Origin of the sequence: Brevibacillus sp. HB1.2, assembly GCF_013332495.1 — a bacterium.
GTDB lineage: Bacteria > Bacillota > Bacilli > Brevibacillales > Brevibacillaceae > Brevibacillus > Brevibacillus porteri.
This window is the reverse complement of the sequence record NZ_JABMIU010000005.1, coordinates 311,852-333,286: the sequence shown is the minus strand read 5'-3', so window position 1 is coordinate 333,286 and position 21,435 is coordinate 311,852. Positions and strand designations below refer to the sequence as shown.

The following is a 21,435-nucleotide window of genomic DNA, read 5'->3' as shown; positions in this document are numbered from 1 at the left end:
CTCAGTATCGCCAGAATTTTGACGTATAAACCTGAGAGAGTAGGGAAAAGTAAAAATTTGCTTTTCTTTTAAGCTGGGATCACTCTTGAATACACTTGCAGACTAATTCCTTGATAGAAGTGCTTGACGATTTGCTCCGCGCTTTTCCCGCTTTTGGCCATTCCATTTGCTCCCCACTGGCTCATGCCGACACCATGACCGTACCCTTTGGTCGTAATGAAAACCTGATTGCCGCGCAAGTCCAACGTAAAGGAAGAAGAATTCAAATTGAGCTTTTCACGAAACTCTCTACCTGTAAACTCCTTGCCGCCAATGCTGATGGTTCCTACGCGATTTCCGGTTGTACGCGATTCGATCCGATACCAGGAACCATTGGTAGAAGCCTCCTGCGTGAGCTTGACGCCCAAATTCTTTTCTAGCTCCACAGTAGACATGACGACCGTTTCCTCATAGCGAGGAGATTGAATATCCCAAGGACTCGCAACGCTCTTCAAATAAGGAATGGGCTTTTCCCAATATTCATCCGAGTTTTCTGTAAAACCATTACTGGTGGAAAAAAACGTCGCGTCAATGGGCTCGTTCTGGTAGGTCAGGATAATCCCTGCTGTCGCCATAACTGCCTGCTGAATTCGTTTGTTTTTCCATTCGTACTGATCTCCCCAACGCTCTCGCCGCTGGTGCTCATCCATATAAACTTGATGCTGCACCGTATCCAAGACCTGACCACCTGATGGCACATCATCAAATTTGCCCTCTTTTACTCGTCGCACGATATAGGTCCTGGCCGCCAACGCCTGTGCTTTTAAAGCCTCCAACTCGAACTCAGCTGGCATTTCCGCCGCTACGACTCCGGTAATATACGTTTCTAGCGGCAATGTTTCCACAGCTTTTTTTTCTGTACGGTACACCTTTACTGGCATAGAAGAAGCCGATTCCTTCATCGCCGGTATGGCAGGCTCCGTGACGGCCACAGTCGGCTGACTGACAGGGCCTATTTCTGGTGAAAACCAAAAGACCAGAGCAGCAGGCATCAGGACGAGCAAGATCGGCAAAGCGATAAACCACATGAGTAGATAGCGTTTCATGCAAGAGATCCTCCCCGTTACATACTAGACACGAAAAGTCTGAATAACCTACTAAAGTCTATGTTTGGTAACAGAGCGGTAGAACGAGAGAATGAGAGAGTCGAGAGAACGAAAAAAAGACCCCCTGCATACGCAGAGAATCTTTCGTTTTGCCATATGGTTGACGCATTTATCAAGCAAAATTAGGAGAGAAGCTTACTTTGATGGTTTCCGAAACTGCTTTTTCACGAGCCTTTTCTTCTGGAACCATACGTTCTACATCTGCGCCCAAAGCCAGCAGCTTTTCGGTAAAGTTCACATAGCCACGGTCAATATGGTGCAGGGCAGAAACCTCAGTCTCACCCTCCGATACGAGCCCAGCCAGTACAAGTGCTGCACCCGCACGCAGGTCAGTTGCTGCTACCTTGCTGCCTGTCAGCTTAGAACCACCTTCGACGATGGCACTGCGGCCTTCGATCTTGATGTTCGCATTCATGCGACGGAACTCTTCCACGTGCATGAAGCGGTTCTCAAATACTGTTTCGGTCACGATGCTCGTTCCTTCCGAAACAAGCAAAAGCGCCATCATTTGCGACTGCATATCTGTCGGGAAGCCAGGGTATGGCAGCGTTTTGAGGTCAACTGCTTTCAGTGTGCCTGTGCGGCGTACACGAATGCCGTTTTCTTGCTCCTCAATGTCCACGCCCATTTCACGAAGCTTGGCGGTCACGGATTTGAGATGATCGCAAATCGCACCTTCCACAAAGACATCCCCGCCAGTAATTGCTGCAGCAACCATGAAAGTTCCTGCTTCAATGCGGTCAGGAATGACACAATGTGTGCAGCCCTTCAGCTTTTCCACGCCTTCGATGCGGATCGAGCCTGTACCCGCTCCGCGGATTTTTGCTCCCATTCTGTTCAGGAAGTTCGCCAAATCAACGATCTCCGGCTCTTCTGCCGCATTTTCGATCAATGTGGTTCCCTCTGCCAAAGCAGCGGCCATCATAATATTTTCTGTTGCACCGACGCTAGCAATATCCAGGTAGATTTTCGCACCCTTCAATCGTCCTTCTACCGTCGCTTCAATAAACCCTTGTCCGATTTCGATCTTGGCTCCCATAGCCTCAAACCCTTTAAGGTGCTGGTCGATCGGGCGCGTACCAATGGCACATCCACCCGGGAGAGCGACACGAGCTTGTCCTTTTCTGGCTAAAAGCGGCCCCATCACGAGGAAAGATGCGCGCATTTTGCGGACCAGTTCATAGGACGCTTCTACACTCGTAAGCTTGGAAGCATCGATTGTCAGCACTTCATGATCATATGTAAGGGAGATTCCCATCGATTTCAAAAGGTCGCATATCGTCATGACATCGTCGAGAGCTGGTACGTCAGAGATGACACAAGTCCCTTCTTCTGCCAGGATAGATGCTGCAATAATAGGGAGTACGGCATTTTTGGCGCCAGATACTTTTACATTTCCAGACAATGCCTTACCACCACGGACAATAATTTTATCCAATGTGTACCCCTCCGCGTGCTAATATTCCACAGTGATGATTGGTGTACCTACAGTAATCCATGTTCCAGAATGGCTGTCACGATGCGTAGCCACCTGTAGATTCATCTTTTGACCGTTTAACGCGATGAATGATTCCCACATAGGGGTATACCCTGAAATGCTGACAACCGTCTCATCTTGCAAACGTTCTAATTCTGTCGCCTGGAGAGTACCAAAAATCGACAATATTTTACCCTCCTGTTGGTCAACACCCATCTTAACATTGTACAATCCGCGAATACAAGTGCTAATTTGCGGAATAAAGTCGGCGCTTTGCAGGGCATTCGTGAAGGTTTCCTGTACTTGTCCAATATATAGTAGGGAATCACGGTTTCCAGATAACTGAAGTACTAGATATACAGAAAATGCTCCATTTTTAGGAACTGCTGTCACCTCGTAGCTCAGATCCACGCCGTTTTGTGTGTATGTAGTCCTATATGCAAGTATGTTGTGCTTACGCGATTGTTCGCTTGGGGAAAACGGAATCTCAAGTTGTTGTGCCCATTTCGTCGCCAACTCTTTTACTTGTTCAGAACGCAGGCCTTCTCCCATCGCCGTACGCATACGTACCTGAACCGATACACCCGTTGCGCCCGTATCTTCTAGTACTTTCATCATTTCTGTCACAACCGGCTTTTCTTCCTTTGCTTGTGCAGGCATCCAATACACGGCCCCCATCACGAGCAATAGAGCCAGCACGCACCAACCAGACCATTTCCCCATTGATATCCTCTCCCTATGCTTACATGTATCTCTTTGTACTTCTCATTTTGTACATGTAGCTGGGTGGATATACCAGCGAATCGTCGTCTTTGGGTATTTAGTTGAACAAATTCCCGAATGTCAGGGACCAGCCCAAGTAATCAAGGAAAAAGCGGGATAGTTCATATCCAATCACAATGGAAAGAAAAATTTGCAACAGCTTCGCCTGAACGCCATTTGGTTTTTTCAAAATCTTATCAAAGCGAAAGGATTGCAACGCCCACCAAGCGAGCCCAATAAACGCAATCGATAAAACGATACTCAACAAGCCATATACTTCTTGTGGCATGCTCGTTACCTCCTCATTGCCTATCCGAGAATCATAGAAAAAGGGACGGCCCGATTACGAGCCATCCCTTCTATTGTACCTGAAGTGCTATTCAGTTACGAGTATCACTGAGAGCTGGGAGAGAGCATGTTCCCAAAATCAAAGGACGGATTGAAATGAATTTGGATATAGTCGGTGACCAGACCCGGGAAAGCACCGAAGAATACGGTAGCGATTGCCATGATGAGAATAAACGTCCAAATGCCTTTTGGCACGACCATTGGTGCTTCGGTTGTCCCAGGACGCATGTACATCTGACGAATAATCCCAAAGTAGTAGTAGTAGGAAATGACGCTGGTGATGATCATAATCGCCGCCAGCCAGTAGTTTTCTACCACTAATGTACCCATGAACAGATAGAACTTCCCGAAGAAGCCAACCGTAATCGGGATACCTGCCAAGGACAAGAGGAAGATGCTCATCGCAACCGCCATAACTGGTGAGCGATGATACAATCCGGCGAATCCTTTCAAATCCTCTGTCTCTTGCTCACGAGATACAACCATAATCACAGCGAAAGCACCAAAGCTAACCAGCAAGTAACCGAACAGATAGAAGATCACTTCGCTGAAAAAGAGAGAGGTCGGTGGTACAAACGGCACGAGCAAATAGCCCGCTTGTGCAATGCCTGAATAAGCCATCATACGCTTGACGTTTGTCTGCCTGAGCGCCATCGTATTCCCGATAATCATCGAGGCCGCTGCCATTATCCCTAGATAGAGGCTTCCCTCTTCGAAAAAGAACCTTCCTGATCCCGTTCCATTGGAAACGTTGAAAAACGAGATCATCATTACTCGAAAAATCAGCGCGAACCCTGCTGCTTTTGACACAACTGCCAGGAAAGCAGTGACCGGGGTAGGAGCACCTTGATAGACATCTGGCGCCCACATGTGGTTAGGCGCTGCAGATATTTTGAATGCAAGACCTACTGCGAGAAACGCAAACGCCGTATAGACGAGGAACTGATAGCCCGCCATTCCCGCTTCTGCCAATCGGAATGAGATTTCATAAATATGTGTAGTTCCCGTGAGACCGTACACGTACGACATCCCAAACAGGAGCACAGCCGTAGCAATACTTCCCGAAACGACGTATTTGAACGCCGACTCGTTGGAAAGCCGCGATTTTTTTCGCAATCCGACCAGTACATAGGACGAGAGAGACAATAGCTCCAGTCCCACAAACAAGGTAATCAAGTCAGCCGACGAAGCCATGACCATAGCCCCGAGAAGCCCGGTCAGCAGCAAATAGTAATACTCGCCTCTGTGCTGGATTTCCCCTGATTTCAGATAGGACAGCGAGATGAGAATGGCAAAAGCTGTACCTGCCAGGAAAATCAGCTTGAACGCATTGCCGTAATCGTCGATTCGGATCATGTCGATCATGTAGCTGTATGGCTTATCGAGAGCATTCATATTGATGATCACAAAGATCGCCGCTATGACCGTTGCCAGGAAGGATAGCCAACCAATGACCTGCTTGCCTAGGCGTTTGCCCGCAAAAAGATCCAGCAGTGATAAAAAGGTAGCAAAGCCCAGAATGATAAACTCGGGCAGAAGGTAGCTCCAGTCATATGAGAAAATATCTTTAACCTCCATGGATTACCCTCCTATTCCCGTTACGATAGGTACGATCGTTTTCAGCGCCTGCTGCATCGGATTCCCCAGAACTGCTGGATAAACACCAATGAGAATAATACATCCCAATAGGACTACCATCGGAATGACTTCCATCGGCTGTGCATCAGCAAGTCCTGTACATCTACCTGGAGTAGGGCCAAAAGTCGTTTTCAAGATCGCTCTGAGTAAATAAACTGCGGTGAGGACAATCCCAATCGCTCCCACTGCTGCCATTACTGGCAAACGACCAAACAGACCGAGGAAGGCAAAGAACTCACTAATGAATCCGGACATGCCCGGAAGTCCGAGTGAAGCCATCCCCCCTGCCAACAACACACCGCTGACAAACGGCATGGACTTAGCTAAACCGCCCAAATCGTCGAGCATCGATGTCTGCGTCCGATCCCAAATGACACCGATCAAGAAGAAGAGCAGTGCTGAGATAAAGCCGTGGGATACCACCTGGAACATCGCTCCCTGAAACCCGATCGTGTTCATTGATGCGAAACCGAGCAAGACGATACCCATATGGCTGATACTGGAGTAAGCCAGCACCATTTTTAAATCCTTTTGTACGAAGGCCAGCACAGCTCCATACAAAATGTTGATAATCCCCAAAACTGCCATCCACGTAGAGAAATCATAGGCCTGCTCTGGGAAGAAGCCGATTCCCATCCGCAAAAGACCGTATGCCCCCATCTTCAGCAAAATACCGGAGTGAATCATGACGATAGAAGGTGGAGCCTGTACGTGTACGCGTAGCATCCACGTGTGGAACGGAAATACGGGCAGCTTGATCGCAAAAGCGATAAATAGCGCTAGGAAGATGCCAAAACGCATTTCCGGCGTAAGGATTTCGGTTATCGGATGCCCTGGTGTCGTCAGGATCGCCGTGATTTCATCCATATTGAGCGTCCGCATGATGACAAAGATCACGATGAAAGCTAGCAGCATAATCCCTGAACCGATTCCGTTATACAAAAGGAATTTATTCGCTGCTTGTTCGCGCTCCCCATATCCCCAAATCCCGATGAGGAAGTACATCGGTACGAGTGTCAGCTCGAAGAAAATGAAGAACAGAAACAGATTGTCTGCAGCAAAGACTCCCAACATGCCGATCAACAACAGGTGAAACAGGATAAAATACTCCTTCTGCCTCTTCTTGATCTGCCACGAAGCAATTGCTGCGAGGGTACCGATAATCGCCGTCAGCAAAATCAATGGCATCGAAATACCATCCACACCGAGTTCATAGTTGATCTCAAAAGCAAAGACGGTGCCTGCCTGAGCCATTCCAATCGGAATCGAAATCCAATTGTGCTTTTCTACGAACTGCAGATTAGCTGTCTCGTAATCAAACATGCCGAACATCCAACCTGCCAAGATAAGTGCCGGCAACGTTCCAAAAATCCCGACCTGCTTGATCACACCTGCATGTCGACTGGGGATAAAGGCCATGACGAGAATCGCCAGCAGCGGAGAGAACACCAGTGATGACAAAAGGATATTACCCAAAGAGTCCACCTCCCCTAGCCGTCAAACTGATGGCGATGATCAAGAGTAACAGACCGAATATGACCATTGCCCCATAGGACTGAATCTGCCCACTTTGTACTCTTGCGTGCAAAGATCCGATTCCTTGGGTGATTTTTGCTGTCAATCCAACCAAACCATCCACAATATACTTATCAAATACATCCAGGACAAATCCAAGCCAGCCTAATGGACGAACAATGACGTTGTGATACAGCTCATCGATGTAGTACTTCTTGTATGAGAGCTGATAGAGCCACGGCATTGTTTTTGGAATAGTGTCCGAGGAGATTGATTTCTTGCCGTACATCAGGTACGCCAGCACGACTCCAAAAATGGAGATCAACAGTGCCACAATCTGTAACCAAGATGGTGCATGCTCACTGCCTTCCCCAAAAATGCTCGTGATTGCCATCCCTGTGTTCGTTGATAACAACCAATCGGAGAGTAATGGCGCGTACGGTGTATTCACAAAGCCCGCAACAACCGCAAGTAATGCCAAGACCAAGAGCGGACCTGTCATGACACTTGGAGATTCGTGCGCTTCGTGCTTGCCACGTGCCTTCCCTGCGAATGTTAGGAAGAACAGACGGAACATATAGAATGCGGTAAAGAATGCTGCTAGCAGCGCGATGAACAGTAAATCGTAGCGTTGCGCTCCGTAAACAGCTCCCAGAATCGCTTCTTTTGACCAGAAACCAGCGAACGGAAAGATCCCCGCAATCGCCAAGCAACCGATCAAGAAAGTCAAAGCGGTAATCGGCATCTTTTTCCACAAGCCACCCATTTCGAATACATCCTGCGTATGTACGGCATGGATGACACTACCTGCTCCAAGGAAGAGCAGTGCTTTGAAAAAGGCGTGCGTCATCAAATGAAAGGAACCTGCTACATAACCAGCAGCACCAGCTACACCCAATGCCAGCATCATGTACCCGAGCTGACTGACTGTGGAATAAGCCAAGACACGCTTGATATCCCGTTGGGTCAGGCCGATGGAAGCTGCAAATATGGCAGTGAATCCTCCTACATACGCCACAACTGTCAAAGCCGTATCCGATGCGATAAACAGCGGATAGGTAGCAGCGACCAAATAAACACCAGCCGCGACCATCGTTGCCGCGTGAATTAATGCAGACACAGGTGTTGGACCTTCCATGGCATCAGGCAACCACGTATGAAGTGGAAATTGACCTGATTTTCCCATGGCCCCAACGAAAATGAGGATCGCCGTGAGTGTAATCATCCATGGTTCCAGTCGTCCGAGTGCGATACTCTCAAAAATCGCCCCGTACTCGAAACTTCCGGTCCACCAGAACAACAGACATATCCCGATGAATAGAGCAAGATCCCCGATGCGGGTAACGATAAAAGCCTTTTTGGCAGCCGCTTTTGCTTCTGTCTTGAAGTAGTAGTAGCCAACGAGCAGGAAGGAGCATACCCCGACCAGCTCCCAGAAAATATATACTTGCAACAAATTTGGCGAGATTACTAATCCCAGCATGGAGAACGTGAACAGCGCCAGGTATTGATAGAACACTGGAAATCGTTCATCCCCATGCATGTAGCCTTTGGAATAAATTTGGACCAACAGACTGACTAATGTCACAATGACGAGCATCATGGCATTCAGCGGATTCACTTCGAATCCCATGTTGATCACGATATCGCCAATATGCAGCCAATCTATCACATAATGGTAATCGGTTCCCCCACCCTGGAATCTCTCCCAGAAGATGAGCACTGCGATTCCAAAAGAAACAGCCGTCAGGGTAATGCCCACTATGGCCGCTCCTTCTTTCAATTGGCGACCAAATGAGACGATCACGATGAAAGCAAGAAGCGGAAACAGAGGGATCAGCCAGGCATATTGCATTAGAGTATCCATCTTTGTCCTCCTTTTCAGGTTTCCCTCTTATCGTTTCATTTGGTCCATTTCATCAACATTCACGGTCTCCTTGTTGCGATACAGCGCAATCAGAATCGCTAGCCCTACGGCAACCTCGGCAGCTGCAACCGTCATCGTGAACAAGGTAAAGATTTGTCCCGTCACGGATGGATACAGTCCGAATTTGGAAAAGGCGACCAGGTTAATATTTACAGCATTCAGCATCAGCTCAATTGATAACAAGACGACGACTGCATTTCGCTTCGTCAATGCACCGTACAAACCTACACAAAAGAGAATCAGAGCGACCATTAAGTAGGAGGAAATGCTTACTGTCATTCGTTATCCCCCTCCTTTTTCGCCATGACGATCGCACCGACCAATGCGACCAACAATAGAACAGACAACAGCTCAAATGGTATGACGAATTTGGTGAATACTTCGATACCGATTTCTTTTGCATTGTTTACTGGAGCCTCTGCAGGTGGCGGTGGCGCAGGCCACGGTGTATTTTGCACACCCCAGAATAATAGTCCGAACAGAACGATTACAAAGAGCAGGATAAAACGGTTTTTCCATGTCCGACCTGTTCCCTCATCGTTCGCATCGTGCTTGGTCAGCATGATTCCAAAGAGCATCAAAATGGAGATTGCCCCTGAATAAACTAGAATTTGTGCGACCCCGACGAACTCCGCTCCCAGCAAAACAAACAGACCTGCAATGCTGATAAACGTAACGCCCAATGAGATGACCATGTGGACGACGCGCGTAAAGCTGATCATAAACACCGCGCCACCGATCGTCAGAAGGGACAGGATAAAAAAGGCTACGAATTCACCTGTCATACTAATTCTCCTCCCTGACGTTCGTATTGTTGTCGTCCAGCCATTTCAAGTTCTTGTACAATTCGTCCCGGCTATAGGCAGCCAGTTCGAAGTTGTTTGTCATCACAATCGCTTCAGTGGGACAAACCTCTGTACACAGATCGCATAAAATGCACAGCTCAAAATTGATATCATACGTATCGATAATCTTTCCTTTTTTCTCCGGATCAGGATGGGGCTTCCCTGTCAGTTGAATACACTCCGTCGGACAAATGCGTGCGCATTGGTTACAGACGATGCATTTTTCAGGAGAAAAGTGCTGAATACCGCGAAAGCGAGGCGGCATTGGAAAGGGCACATCCGGATAGAAGTGGGTTACTTTTTTCTCCGTGAGCTTTTTAAATGTATACCCCAGGCCTTTGGCCAGTCCTAGCATGTGTGTCACCCCTCAGGATTTGAGAACTTGGCTGCACCACGTTTTTGACGAAAGCTAGCTTTTGGCGAAGCAAGCCTATGGCGAAGCCTGCGCTATGAAAACAGTGGAACGTAGTTGTTTTCGATCAAGTCGCTACTAGAACATGCCATTTTGGTAAGAAACCACTACAGCTGTGAGCAGGATGTTGAACAATGCCACGGGCAACAGCACTTTCCAGGCAAACGACATCAGTTGATCGACACGTAAGCGCGGCATCGTGGCGCGAATCCAAAACTGGAGGAAGACGTAAATTGAAAATTTAAGGATAAACCAAACGATTCCCGGAATGAAGTCCAGCGATGGATGAATCGGCAACCATCCACCAAAAAAGAGAATCGTGATCAAGGCACCCATCCCGAACATGTACACATACTCCGCCAGCATGAACATCGCAAAACGGAAACCGGAGTACTCGACGTGGTAACCGCCAACGAGCTCCGACTCTGCTTCTGGCAAGTCAAACGGCGTACGATTCAGCTCAGCCTGAGCAGCAATGATAAAAACAGCAAATCCGATAAACTGCGGAACAATATTCCAGACATCCCGCTGCGCCTCGACAATATCCTTGAGATTCATGCTGCCCGTCAATAGGACGATACCCACCACGGACATGACCAGCGGTACTTCATAGCTGATCATCTGCGCAGCGGAGCGGAGACCCCCGATCAGCGAGTACTTGTTATTCGAGGCCCAGCCAGCCGTGATCACGCCTAATACGGTGATCCCAGACAAGGCGATATAGTACAAGAGCCCTATTCCCAAATCAGCGAACCGAATGCTGTCCGAAAAAGGCATGACCGCCAACACGGCGAAAGCAGGGGCATAGGCCAATATTGGTGCTAGAGTGAACAACGCTTTGTCAGCGTGCTGCGGACGAATATCTTCCTTTAATAGCAGCTTGGCAACATCCGCAACCGTCTGGAGAAGTCCCAATGGTCCTACTCGATTCGGCCCGATGCGCAGCTGCATCCACCCAATCACTTTACGCTCAAAGTAAATGGCGTACGTAACGAATCCCAACACGACTGCAAGCAGTAAAACTGCCGCTACGATAAACCAAAGCGTAGTCCCCCATGAGGGTGCTTGCTGCAAGAGAGTATTCATCAACAGTCAACCTCCCCGAGCACGATGTCGATACTGCCCAGGATGGCAACCATGTTCGAGAGGTTTTCCCCCTGCAACAGCTTAGGCAGAATTTGCAGATTGGTAAACGAAGGTCGTCTGAACTTCAATCTCCACGGCTTATCCTTGCCTTGACTGGCAATGTAACAGCCAATCTCCCCCCGCGGTGACTCGATGCGCACATAGGTCTCCCCAGCAGGCGGACGAATCACACGTGGTACTTTGCCCATGACTTCGCCTTCACTCGGAAATTGCTCCAATGCCTGCTCAAGAATTCGCAAGGATTGTTCAATTTCAGCCATGCGCAGATGATAGCGCGCCATGCAATCTCCCTCAGTCGCTGTCGGCACATCAAATTCAAAACGATCGTAAATGCAATACGGTTCGTCCTTGCGCAGGTCCCATTTGACACCTGTCGAGCGAAGCATGACACCTGATAGCGAGTAATCCAATGCCGTTTTTGTATCGAACTTTCCAATCCCTATGAGGCGGTTGATAAAAATCTCATTCCCTGTCACCAGTTGGTGGTAGTTATTCAATTCTTTCTTCATGTACTGGACAAATTCTTTGGCTTTGTCGATCCAGCCTGGAGGTGCATCCCATTTCACTCCGCCTACGCGCATGTAGTTAAAGGTCATCCGCGCCCCGCATAGCTCATTAAACAAATCCAGGATCGTCTCTCGATCACGGAATGCATAAAGGAACGGCCCCATCGCACCAATGTCCAAAAGAAACGTTCCCCACCAAACCAAATGGCTAGCCACCCGGTTCAGTTCCATCGCGATCAATCGCAAAAACTGAGCGCGCTCTGGAATCTCCAACCCCATCATCGTTTCTACTGCGTGGCAGAGAACGTAGTTGTTGGTCATGGCGGACACGTAGTCCATACGGTCTGTATAAGGAATAATTTGTGTATAGGTCAAGTTTTCTGCCAGCTTCTCTGTACCTCGATGCAAGTAGCCCATCACCGGAATCGCTTCTTTAATGGTTTCCCCATCGATTTTTACTACCAAGCGAAATACTCCGTGTGTACTCGGATGCTGTGGACCTACGTTTAATAACATCTCTTCCGTACGAAGTCCTGTTTCAGAAGAGGTATCAACATGAGTCGTGAGGATGTTATGGTTCATCTGCTAAACCTCCTCGTCGTATTGCACATAATCTTTGCGCAGCGGATACCCAACCCAATCATCCGGCAACAGGATTCGACGTAAATCCTTATGTCCCGGGAAATGAATACCCAAAAGGTCAAAAGTCTCTCTTTCATTCCAATTTGCGCCATGCCAGAGGTCCATTACAGAAGCAACTTTTGACTCTTCTCTGCTCGTTTTGACCTTTACTGCCAAGCTTTGGCGATTTTTGTAGGAATAAAAGTGGTAGTATACCTCCAGGCGATCCTCATAATCGACACCGTGAAGATCGGACAGGTACTCAAAGCTCAATTGCTCGTCATCTCTTAAATATTGGGCAACTTGATGCCAACGTTCGTTTTGAATGGTGAGAGTTGGAACTTCCTTTCCCAGCTCGTTAATATACGAAGCCTCGATGACTTCCTGTCCAAATGCTTCGGAAATTCTCGAAACGTATTTATCAAGATAGGGCTGGTTTTTGGAAGGTGCTTTCGGCGCTTCCTCTGCCGGGGCCTCATCACCAGTCGCTTGCGCTGTTTTTGCCTTCGCTGCTGCGGCGGCTGCTGCTTTGGCTTTTGCGGCAGCGGCTGCCTTTGCCTTGGCGTCGTCATCACCGGATTCATCGCCGCCTGCTTCACGTGCGGCTTTTGCCTTTGCAGCGGCCGCTGCGGCAGCCTTGGCTTTTGCGGCTGCTGCTGCCTTCGCCTTGGCATCCGCCTCTGGAGCTGAATCAGCTGTATCGGCTCCATTTTCCGCGGCTTCCTTTGCTTCCTTCGCTGCTTTTGCCTTGGCTAGCGCTTCTGCGGCAGCTGCTTTCTTGGCTGCGGCTTTTTCTTCAGGCGTCATTTCAGACACTGGCTTTGCTGGTGGCGAAGCAGCTTCTGCCTGTTCCTTCGCTGCTTTTGCCTTGGCTAGTGCTTCTGCGGCAGCTGCCTTCTTGGCTGCGGCTTTTTCTTCAGGCGTCATTTCAGACACTGGCTTTGCTGGTGGCGAAGCAGCTTCTGCCTGTTCCTTCGCTGCTTTTGCCTTGGCTAGTGCTTCTGCGGCAGCTGCCTTCTTGGCTGCGGCTTTTTCTTCAGGCGTCATTTCAGACACTGGCTTTGCTGGTGTAACAACTGCTTCTGATTGTTGCTCGGCAACTGGAGTTTCCGCTTCCGCAGCTTCTTTTGCTTCCTTCGCCGCTTTTGCCTTGGCAATCGCTTCTGCCGCTGCTGCTTTCTTGGCTGCGGCCTTTTCTTCAGGCGTCATTTCAGACACAGCTTTTGCATCCGGAGCAGAGACTTCCTCTTGTGGCTCTTGAGATGGCTCCACTTGGCTCGCCTCTTGGGAAGCCTGGGCTTCCTGTTCTCTTAATTTTCGCAAAGCTTCTGCCTTGGCACGGGCTTCAGCCGCTGCCGCTGCCTTTTCCTCCGGCGTCGGCTTGCGTTTCTCGTCGCTCATAGATTGGTCACCTGCTTCCCAGTCTTCGCTTCGTAACGGATTTTTTCTTGAAGCTTATTAATTCCGTAGATCAAAGCGGCAGGGTTAGGCGGACAACCTGGAATATATACGTCGACAGGCACAATCTGGTCTACACCTTTTACCACGCTGTACGAGCGCACATACGGACCTCCCGCTGTCGCACAGGAGCCCATGGCAATCACCCACTTTGGTTCAGGCATTTGATCATACAGCCTGCGCAGCAGTGGGGCCATCTTTTTCGTGACGGTTCCGGCTACGATCATGACATCAGATTGTCTTGGGGATGCTCGAAAAATAACGCCAAACCGGTCGAGGTCATAACGAGCCCCACCCGTTCCCATCATTTCGATCGCGCAACAGGCCAAGCCAAAGGTTAATGGCCACAACGAGTTGCTGCGAACCCATCCCTTCACCGTTTCCAATGTCGTGAACATGACGTTGCGATTCAATTCCTCTTGCAATTCAGGCGCAATGCTCGTCAGATCTAGTTCCATTCCAGCACCTTCTTTCTCCACGCGTAAATCAATCCTACGATGAGCAAGGATATAAAGATGACCATCTCGACTAAGGCAAAGAGCCCCAGTTCTTTGTAAGCGACGGCCCACGGATACAGAAAGAGTGTTTCTACATCAAAGATGACAAACATGAGGGCAAAGATGTAATACTTCACGTTGAAACGCACCCAACTGTCACCAACAGGAATGTTACCGCTTTCATAAGTAGTTTGCTTCTCCCGTGTCGGTTTCTTTGGACGAAGTAATGGACCAACAAAACTGACTGTAGCCACGGGCAACAGCACACCAAGAATCAAAAAGATCGCGACAATCACATAATTGTTGGTATAGATGTCACTCACCCACGTTCCCTCCGCTCTTGAGAAAGGTATGAATCGTCTTGCGCTGTCCTCCAGAAGAAGTCGTGACTCCCTCAAAAGGGTACTGCTCGCAGCATCAAAGGTGTAGGTATGAACGCTGTCGCTAAATGATACTGCTAGAAAAAAATACCTTTATCATTATAGCAAATTGCCAATAGGGTGTCTAACGAAAGCCTTCCTTTTGTGCCATATAAAGGGAAAAAACTCAGAGATTTCTCCCCGAGTTTTTCCAGCATAGTATGATGACCAAACGAATATGTCCATCTGATCCTCTTATTCTCTTAATTATTGAACGTTGTTTGAAAATTGCTGTCCGAGGAAGTCCTCGTAAATGCGCTCCCATACAATCGCAAAGTTCATCTTATCGTCTTCTGGGATCTCCAGCATATTTTCAATCGCTTCTTCCATATATGGAGTCAGCTTGATCAGGACCTCTGCCAGCATCTGATCATTGGTGTTCAGCAATTGCTTCATTTCTGCTTTGGACATGCTGAACGTATTTTCTTCTTGCTCGTGCAGCTTCATCACGAGGCGGCTAAACATCGGATGTACCAATGCTTCCAGTTTAACATGAGCCAATGCAAGAGATTCTGCTTCGCTCAGCTTGAACAACTCAGATGCGTCTGGGAATGGATAAACCGGTACATCCCAAGCATCTCCATTATCGATTACCAGACCCCACTTCACGAAAAGCTCAATCGCTTCGTCAAGAGATGTCGGATATGCATAATCGGAACGGCTCATGAACGCTTTGAATCTGTTCAAGAGGTTTACATAGCCTTTAAAATCTTCTTCAGACTTAAAGCCTTCTTTAACAGGCTCGGTGAATGTGCCTTTCAATGCTTCGAACTCGTCCAGAGCTTTTTTCATTTCTTCTTTTGACTCATGCTTCGTTACTACATAGCACATTGCCTGGAAGAGAACTTTCATTTCATGAGATAGCACGCTTGTCCAGCCATTAGCCGCAAAGCTGCTAGGAATCACTACGCCATCTTGATTGTGGCGGATATCGCGAACGGTTTGCATCAATTACACTCTCCTTTAATCCCAATAGCCAATGCCGCTTTTTCCCGCTGTTTTTCATGCTAACGTAGCTCGTCGGCAGGGCATTAGGTCTATTATACACAGAAACATTAGGCAATTACCAACTGGAAATATCATGCCCGATTACCATGGCTCATCATTCATCACCTGATAACCGAAAAATCCCCGCAGCCACATGGGCGCGGGGATATCAAGCTTACGCTTTACTTCGCTACGTCGAGACGTGCCATCGCACGTTGCAGCGCGCGTTCTGCACGCTTGACGTCGAGCTCGGCATATTTCTCAGCCAAACGCTTTTCAGCACGCTCTTTCGCTGCCTTCGCGCGTTCAACATCGATGTCTCCCGGCAATTCAGCCGTTTCAGCAAGGATGGTTACTTTATCGCCGCGCACTTCCATGAAGCCGCCGCTTACAGCCATCTTTACTTCTTTATCGCCTTCTGTCTTAATCCGAACTGGCGCTGTTTTCAGCGGGGTTACCAACGGCACGTGGTTCGGCATAATACCGATTTCCCCTTGCAAGCCGCGAGCAATCACCATTTCAGCCTGACCGCTGTAGACAACTCGTTCAGGAGTTACGACTTCAACTGTCATCTTACTCACTTACTCGTCTCCCCTTTCCAGGGTGTCTTACGCCATTTTCTTCGCTTTTTCTACCGCTTCTTCAATTGTACCTACGTACAGGAACGCGCCCTCTGGCAGGTGGTCATGCTTACCTTCGAGGATTTCCTTGAAGCTGCGAACGGTTTCTTTCAATGGCACGTATTGGCCTGGGTTACCAGTGAACTGCTCGGCAACGTGGAAGGACTGGGACAAGAAACGTTGAATGCGGCGAGCGCGTCCAACTACTTGCTTGTCGTCGTCGCTCAACTCGTCCATACCGAGAATCGCGATGATATCTTGCAGTTCTTTGTAACGTTGCAGGATTTTTTGAACGCTACGAGCCACATCATAGTGTTCTTGTCCTACTACATCAGGAGCCAGAGCACGGGAAGTGGATGCGAGTGGATCTACCGCAGGGAAGATACCCAACTCAGCGATGGAACGCTCCAAGTTCGTTGTAGCGTCCAAGTGAGCAAACGTAGTAGCAGGAGCCGGGTCAGTGTAGTCATCCGCTGGTACGTAGATCGCTTGAATGGACGTTACGGAACCTTTTTTCGTGGAAGTAATACGCTCTTGCAGCTGACCCATTTCGGTAGCCAGTGTTGGCTGGTAACCTACCGCAGATGGCATACGGCCCAAGAGAGCAGAAACTTCGGAACCCGCTTGAGTAAAGCGGAAGATGTTATCAACAAAGAGAAGAACGTCGCGGCCTTCTTCATCACGGAAGTATTCCGCCATAGTCAGACCAGTCAACGCTACACGAAGACGTGCACCAGGCGGTTCGTTCATCTGACCGAATACCATCGCGGTTTTCGGCAGAACGCCTGCGTCTTTCATCTCGTGGTACAGGTCGTTACCTTCACGGGTACGCTCACCTACACCAGCGAATACGGAAATACCACCGTGCTCTTGCGCGATGTTGTTGATCAGCTCTTGAATAGTAACGGTTTTACCTACACCCGCACCACCAAACAGACCGATCTTACCACCCTTGATGTACGGAGCCAAGAGGTCAATAACTTTGATACCTGTTTCCAGGATCTCAACAGTCGTTGCTTGGTCTACGAACTCAGGAGCTTTACGGTGAATTGGGTCACGACGATCTACTTGACCGAGTTCTTGCAGGTCGATCGGCTCACCCAATACGTTGAATACGCGTCCGAGGGTAATTGCACCCACTGGAACGGAGATAGCTGCACCAGTATCAACTGCTTCCATACCACGAACCAAACCGTCAGTGGAAGACATTGCAACGGTACGAACCAAGTTATCGCCCAAATGAGTAGCAACCTCAACAGTCAAGTTGATGTCGCGCTCACCAGCGCTTTGTGCTTTATGTTGAATCTTGATCGCATTGTAAATGGCAGGCAGGTGTCCGCGGTCGAACTCGACGTCAACAACCGGACCCATTACCTGAACCACGCGTCCATTCGCCATCTTACTTCTTCCCTCCTGTAAAGCTAAATTGGGAGCTATTCGCTGCCACTAAGCCTGTGCGTTTGCACCTGCAACGATCTCGGAAATCTCTTGTGTAATGGCTGCCTGACGAGCACGGTTGTAGCTCAACGTTAAACGGTTGATCATATCCGTAGCATTGTCTGTCGCACTGCCCATTGCAGTCATACGGGAACCTTCTTCAGAAGCTTTTGCTTCGAGGAGTGCACTGTAAACCAGTGTTTCCGCATATTTCGGCAACAGATCAGCCAATACTTCTTCCGAGGACGGCTCATACTCGTAATTCAATTCGCGCGCATTGTTGCTCTCGGGAGCTTCCAATGGCAGCAATTGTTTTACGGTAGGTATTTGCGAAATTGCACTTTGGAACTTGTTGTAGCACAGGTACAGTTCGTCAATCTGCTCGTTCTCGAACATTTGGACTGCTGCACCGGCAATTTTCTTGATATCAGCAAAGGCTGGGCTGGCTGGCAGACCTGTCACTTCCTCCAAAAGAGGGTAGTTCCGTTTGCTGAAGAAGTCACGACCTTTGCGGCCAATCACAAAAATACCATACTCATCCTTGGACTTGTGCTTCTCGTTAATGGTATTTACCACTCTACGGAGAATGTTGGCATTGTAACCCCCAGCAAGTCCACGGTCGGAAGTGATGACAATATAACCAGTCTTTTTCACCGGACGATTTTGCAACATTGGATGTTTGGAACCAGAGTTCCCACTCGCGATGCTTGCGATCACTTCTTGGATCTTGTCAGCATACGGGCGTGCCGCCTCAGCTTTATCCTGGTTACGGCGAAGCTTTGCAGCCGCCACCATTTTCATCGCTTTCGTGATTTGGCGCATATCTTTTTTACTTTTGATACTGCGTCGAATCTCACGTATTCCTTTAGCCACTCGTTTTCACCACCTTGAGGACGCATGCACGGGCAAATGGCCCGGCATGCATCTGATGTCTATCAGGTTAACGATTAGCGAGTTACCGAAAAGCCTTTTTTGAACTCTTCGATCGCTGCGTTGAATTCTTTTTCATCTGGAAGGTCTTTCGTTGTGCGGATGTGCTCCAACAGTTGCGGTTTGTTGGAATCCAAGAAAGACAACATCTCTTTCTCAAAGCGGCGCACATCTGCTACTGGAATGTCATCCAGGAAACCTCTTGTAGCGCTATAGATAGAAGCAACTTGCTTCTCAACAGACATTGGATCGAACTGACCTTGTTTCATGATTTCCATCAAGCGCTCACCACGGGTCAGACGAGCTTGGGTCGCTTTGTCCAGATCGGAACCGAACTGAGCAAACGCAGCCAACTCACGGTATTGAGCCAACTCAAGCTTGAGTGGACCTGCTACCTTTTTCATCGCCTTGATTTGCGCGGAACCACCTACACGGGATACAGAAAGACCAGTGTTAACCGCTGGACGTTGACCTGCGTTGAACAAGTCTGTCTCGAGGAAGATCTGACCGTCCGTGATGGAGATCACGTTGGTTGGAATGTATGCGGAAATGTCACCCGCTTGGGTTTCGATGAATGGCAGAGCCGTAATGGAACCAGCGCCCAGATCATCAGACAGTTTCGCAGCGCGCTCCAGCAAGCGGGAGTGCAAGTAGAATACGTCACCAGGATATGCTTCACGGCCTGGAGGACGGCGGAGCAAGAGGGACATTTCGCGGTATGCAGCAGCCTGTTTGGACAGGTCATCGTATACGCACAGAACGTGTCCGCCTTTGTACATGAAGTACTCAGCCATTGTTACACCAGTATAAGGAGACAGGTACAACATTGGAGCTGGGTCAGACGCAGTAGCAGAAACGATGATGGTGTAATCTAGAGCACCTGCTTTACGCAGTGTTTCTACGATGTTTGCAACGGTGGATTGCTTTTGACCGATTGCAACGTAGATACAAATCATGTCTTTACCTTTTTGGTTGATGATCGTGTCGAGCGCCACTGCTGTTTTACCAGTTTGGCGGTCACCAATGATCAACTCACGCTGTCCACGACCAACTGGGATCATCGCGTCAATCGCTTTGATACCTGTTTGGAGTGGCTCGTGTACGGATTTACGCGCCATAACGCCAGGAGCCGGGCTCTCGATTGGGCGGAAACCGTCATTTGCGATAGGGCCTTGACCATCGATAGGTTGACCCAGTGGGTTTACAACGCGGCCGAGCAGCGCTTCCCCTACTGGAACTTCCATAACGCGGCCGGTACGTTTTACAGTATCGCCTTCCTTAATGTCGCGGAAAGGTCCCATAATAACGACACCCACGTTATCTTCTTCCAAGTTGAGTACCATACCCATTACGCCATTTTGGAACTCGAGGAGCTCACCTTGCATGGCCTTTTCCAAACCGTGAACACGAGCAATACCGTCACCTACTTGGATGACTGTGCCTACATCCACAACTTCGATTTCAGATGTAAAGTTAGCGATCCGCTCTTTAATGAGGGAGCTAATCTCTTCTGGTCTGATTGCACTCACTTAATTCACCCCATTCATCCAACTTCTTAAAAGCAATCGAACTTTACGCCTTTTGCGCAAAGGTTTCCAACTTCGTTTTCAGGCTGCCATCGTACAGACGGTCGCCAATCTTGATAATAATGCCGCCGAGAATCGCTGGATCTACAACTGCTGTCATACGCAGCTTTTTGTTCAGCGTTTGACCGAACTTCTCAGCCAGCTCATTTTGCTCTTCAGTAGAAAGCGGCTTAGCACTAGTCACAATCGCATCTGCGAATCCACGAGCTTCGTTCGCCAATTGTACAAAAGAACGGTAGATATCAACCAGATCAACTTCACGTCCGTTTTCAATCAGGACGTTTAGAAAATTAAAGGTTTCTTCCCCAACATGGCTTTTGAACAATTCGTCAGCGAGCTGGCTTTTTGCATCTGCTGCGATGTGCGGGTGCAACATGATCTTTTTCAGATCTTCATTGCTTTCTACCGCTTCTACGATTGCACCCAGGTCTGCTTCTACCTGATCAATCTTGCTACGCTCACTCGCTACTTCAAAGAGAGCGCGAGCATAACGTTTCCCTACTGCGCTACTCATAGGCGATCTCCCACTTGTGCGAGAAATTTGTCAACAGTAGACTTTTGAGCTGCTTCGTCCAGTTCTTTCTCAATGATCTTGGAAGCCAAGAGCACGGAAAGACCAGTCATTTGCTCACGCAGTTCGAGTTTTGCTTTTTCTACTTCACGAGCCAGTTCAGCACTAGCATCTGCTTTCATGCGCTCAGAAGCTGCTTGTGCTTCAGCAACGATTTTGCTTGCTTCATCAGAGGCTTGCTTCGCAGCACGGTCGATGATCGCTTTAGATTCAGCGCGAGCTTCATCCAAAAGACGGCGTTGTTCAGCCAAAAGCTTTTCGGATTCCTTGTGGTTGCGTTCCGCAGTAGCAAGCTCGTTCTCAACATGAGCACGGCGCTTTTCCAATACGCCCGCAATCGGTCCTGTTGCATATTTGGAAACAACGATCAACAGCAAAACGAAAATAATCACCTGGAGTAATAATGTGCCCCATTCCAGGGATACGGCTCCAAACTCAACCATTTTTAGTTCACTCCTTCCTGACAAACGAAAGATTCTGCAATAAGTTCTTTACGTACTTACCAGAATTATTACTAGAAGACTTCCATGCCAAGCTTTGGCCGAAGCCTGATTTTTCCCTACTAAAAGATAGGCGAAGGTGACCCTC

General features: G+C 48.7%; 22 protein-coding genes. All 22 read right to left on the bottom strand.

Translation table 11 applies throughout. The annotated features are described in order from the left end of the window. Nucleotides 1–68 precede the first annotated feature (68 nt). On the bottom strand, nt 69–1,085 hold the full coding sequence (gene spoIID, locus HPY28_RS15415) for a stage II sporulation protein D (RefSeq protein WP_017252337.1): 1,017 nt from the start codon (nt 1,083–1,085) through the stop codon (nt 69–71). A 172-nt stretch (nt 1,086–1,257) separates the two neighbouring features. Continuing rightward, on the bottom strand, nt 1,258–2,583 hold the full coding sequence (gene murA, locus HPY28_RS15410; protein ID WP_173623340.1) for a UDP-N-acetylglucosamine 1-carboxyvinyltransferase: 1,326 nt from the start codon (nt 2,581–2,583) through the stop codon (nt 1,258–1,260). 18 nt (nt 2,584–2,601) lie between these two features. Next, complete coding sequence (locus HPY28_RS15405) at nt 2,602–3,345, bottom strand: YwmB family TATA-box binding protein (protein WP_017252339.1); 744 nt, start codon at nt 3,343–3,345, stop codon at nt 2,602–2,604. Between the two features lie 97 nt (nt 3,346–3,442). After that, complete coding sequence (locus HPY28_RS15400; RefSeq protein WP_017252340.1) at nt 3,443–3,673, bottom strand: DUF1146 family protein; 231 nt, start codon at nt 3,671–3,673, stop codon at nt 3,443–3,445. A 104-nt stretch (nt 3,674–3,777) separates the two neighbouring features. Continuing rightward, on the bottom strand, nt 3,778–5,310 hold the full coding sequence (nuoN, locus tag HPY28_RS15395; RefSeq protein ID WP_017252341.1) for an NADH-quinone oxidoreductase subunit NuoN: 1,533 nt from the start codon (nt 5,308–5,310) through the stop codon (nt 3,778–3,780). A 3-nt stretch (nt 5,311–5,313) separates the two neighbouring features. Beyond that, complete coding sequence (locus HPY28_RS15390) at nt 5,314–6,846, bottom strand: complex I subunit 4 family protein (RefSeq protein ID WP_017252342.1); 1,533 nt, start codon at nt 6,844–6,846, stop codon at nt 5,314–5,316. Beyond that, entirely contained in the window at nt 6,839–8,752 is a 1,914-nt protein-coding gene (gene nuoL / locus HPY28_RS15385) for an NADH-quinone oxidoreductase subunit L (RefSeq protein WP_173623338.1), read from the bottom strand. The genes HPY28_RS15390 and nuoL overlap by 8 nt, the downstream gene beginning before the upstream one ends. Nucleotides 8,753–8,779: 27 nt before the next feature. Further along, nucleotides 8,780–9,091 (bottom strand): NADH-quinone oxidoreductase subunit NuoK, encoded by a 312-nt coding sequence (gene nuoK, locus HPY28_RS15380; protein WP_007722089.1) that lies wholly within the window; start codon nt 9,089–9,091, stop codon nt 8,780–8,782. Continuing rightward, nucleotides 9,088–9,597 (bottom strand): NADH-quinone oxidoreductase subunit J, encoded by a 510-nt coding sequence (locus tag HPY28_RS15375; protein ID WP_017252344.1) that lies wholly within the window; start codon nt 9,595–9,597, stop codon nt 9,088–9,090. The genes nuoK and HPY28_RS15375 overlap by 4 nt, the downstream gene beginning before the upstream one ends. A gap of 1 nt (nt 9,598) precedes the next feature. Further along, the gene (gene nuoI, locus HPY28_RS15370; protein WP_007722093.1) at nt 9,599–10,012 is read right to left on the bottom strand and encodes an NADH-quinone oxidoreductase subunit NuoI; all 414 of its coding nucleotides are present in this window, start codon (nt 10,010–10,012) and stop codon (nt 9,599–9,601) included. 135 nt (nt 10,013–10,147) lie between these two features. Continuing rightward, complete coding sequence (gene nuoH, locus HPY28_RS15365) at nt 10,148–11,158, bottom strand: NADH-quinone oxidoreductase subunit NuoH (protein WP_170831628.1); 1,011 nt, start codon at nt 11,156–11,158, stop codon at nt 10,148–10,150. Beyond that, a complete protein-coding gene (locus HPY28_RS15360) occupies nt 11,155–12,303 on the bottom strand; it encodes an NADH-quinone oxidoreductase subunit D (RefSeq protein ID WP_017252346.1) in 1,149 nt (382 codons plus the stop codon). The genes nuoH and HPY28_RS15360 overlap by 4 nt, the downstream gene beginning before the upstream one ends. Nucleotides 12,304–12,306: 3 nt before the next feature. Beyond that, entirely contained in the window at nt 12,307–13,551 is a 1,245-nt protein-coding gene (locus HPY28_RS15355; RefSeq protein WP_483297550.1) for an NADH-quinone oxidoreductase subunit C, read from the bottom strand. 188 nt (nt 13,552–13,739) lie between these two features. Further along, a complete protein-coding gene (locus HPY28_RS15350; protein WP_007725455.1) occupies nt 13,740–14,258 on the bottom strand; it encodes a NuoB/complex I 20 kDa subunit family protein in 519 nt (172 codons plus the stop codon). After that, nucleotides 14,249–14,620, bottom strand: coding sequence for an NADH-quinone oxidoreductase subunit A (locus HPY28_RS15345; protein WP_007725457.1), 372 nt, complete (start codon nt 14,618–14,620; stop codon nt 14,249–14,251). Before HPY28_RS15345 ends, HPY28_RS15350 begins: the two co-directional genes overlap by 10 nt. 303 nt (nt 14,621–14,923) lie before the next feature. Continuing rightward, the gene (locus tag HPY28_RS15340; protein WP_017252348.1) at nt 14,924–15,664 is read right to left on the bottom strand and encodes a DUF6042 family protein; all 741 of its coding nucleotides are present in this window, start codon (nt 15,662–15,664) and stop codon (nt 14,924–14,926) included. Nucleotides 15,665–15,885: 221 nt separating this feature from the next. After that, nucleotides 15,886–16,284, bottom strand: a complete 399-nt coding sequence (locus HPY28_RS15335; RefSeq protein ID WP_017252349.1) for a F0F1 ATP synthase subunit epsilon — start codon at nt 16,282–16,284, stop codon at nt 15,886–15,888. A gap of 27 nt (nt 16,285–16,311) precedes the next feature. Next, nucleotides 16,312–17,721, bottom strand: a complete 1,410-nt coding sequence (gene atpD, locus HPY28_RS15330; RefSeq protein ID WP_007725462.1) for a F0F1 ATP synthase subunit beta — start codon at nt 17,719–17,721, stop codon at nt 16,312–16,314. 48 nt (nt 17,722–17,769) lie between these two features. Continuing rightward, nucleotides 17,770–18,633: an ATP synthase F1 subunit gamma gene (atpG, locus tag HPY28_RS15325; protein ID WP_069850991.1), complete on the bottom strand. Its 864-nt coding sequence runs from the start codon at nt 18,631–18,633 to the stop codon at nt 17,770–17,772. Between the two features lie 74 nt (nt 18,634–18,707). After that, complete coding sequence (gene atpA, locus HPY28_RS15320) at nt 18,708–20,219, bottom strand: F0F1 ATP synthase subunit alpha (RefSeq protein ID WP_017252351.1); 1,512 nt, start codon at nt 20,217–20,219, stop codon at nt 18,708–18,710. A 43-nt stretch (nt 20,220–20,262) separates the two neighbouring features. Continuing rightward, nucleotides 20,263–20,790: a F0F1 ATP synthase subunit delta gene (locus HPY28_RS15315; RefSeq protein ID WP_017252352.1), complete on the bottom strand. Its 528-nt coding sequence runs from the start codon at nt 20,788–20,790 to the stop codon at nt 20,263–20,265. Further along, nucleotides 20,787–21,290: a F0F1 ATP synthase subunit B gene (atpF, locus tag HPY28_RS15310; RefSeq protein ID WP_017252353.1), complete on the bottom strand. Its 504-nt coding sequence runs from the start codon at nt 21,288–21,290 to the stop codon at nt 20,787–20,789. Before atpF ends, HPY28_RS15315 begins: the two co-directional genes overlap by 4 nt. Nucleotides 21,291–21,435 lie beyond the last annotated feature (145 nt).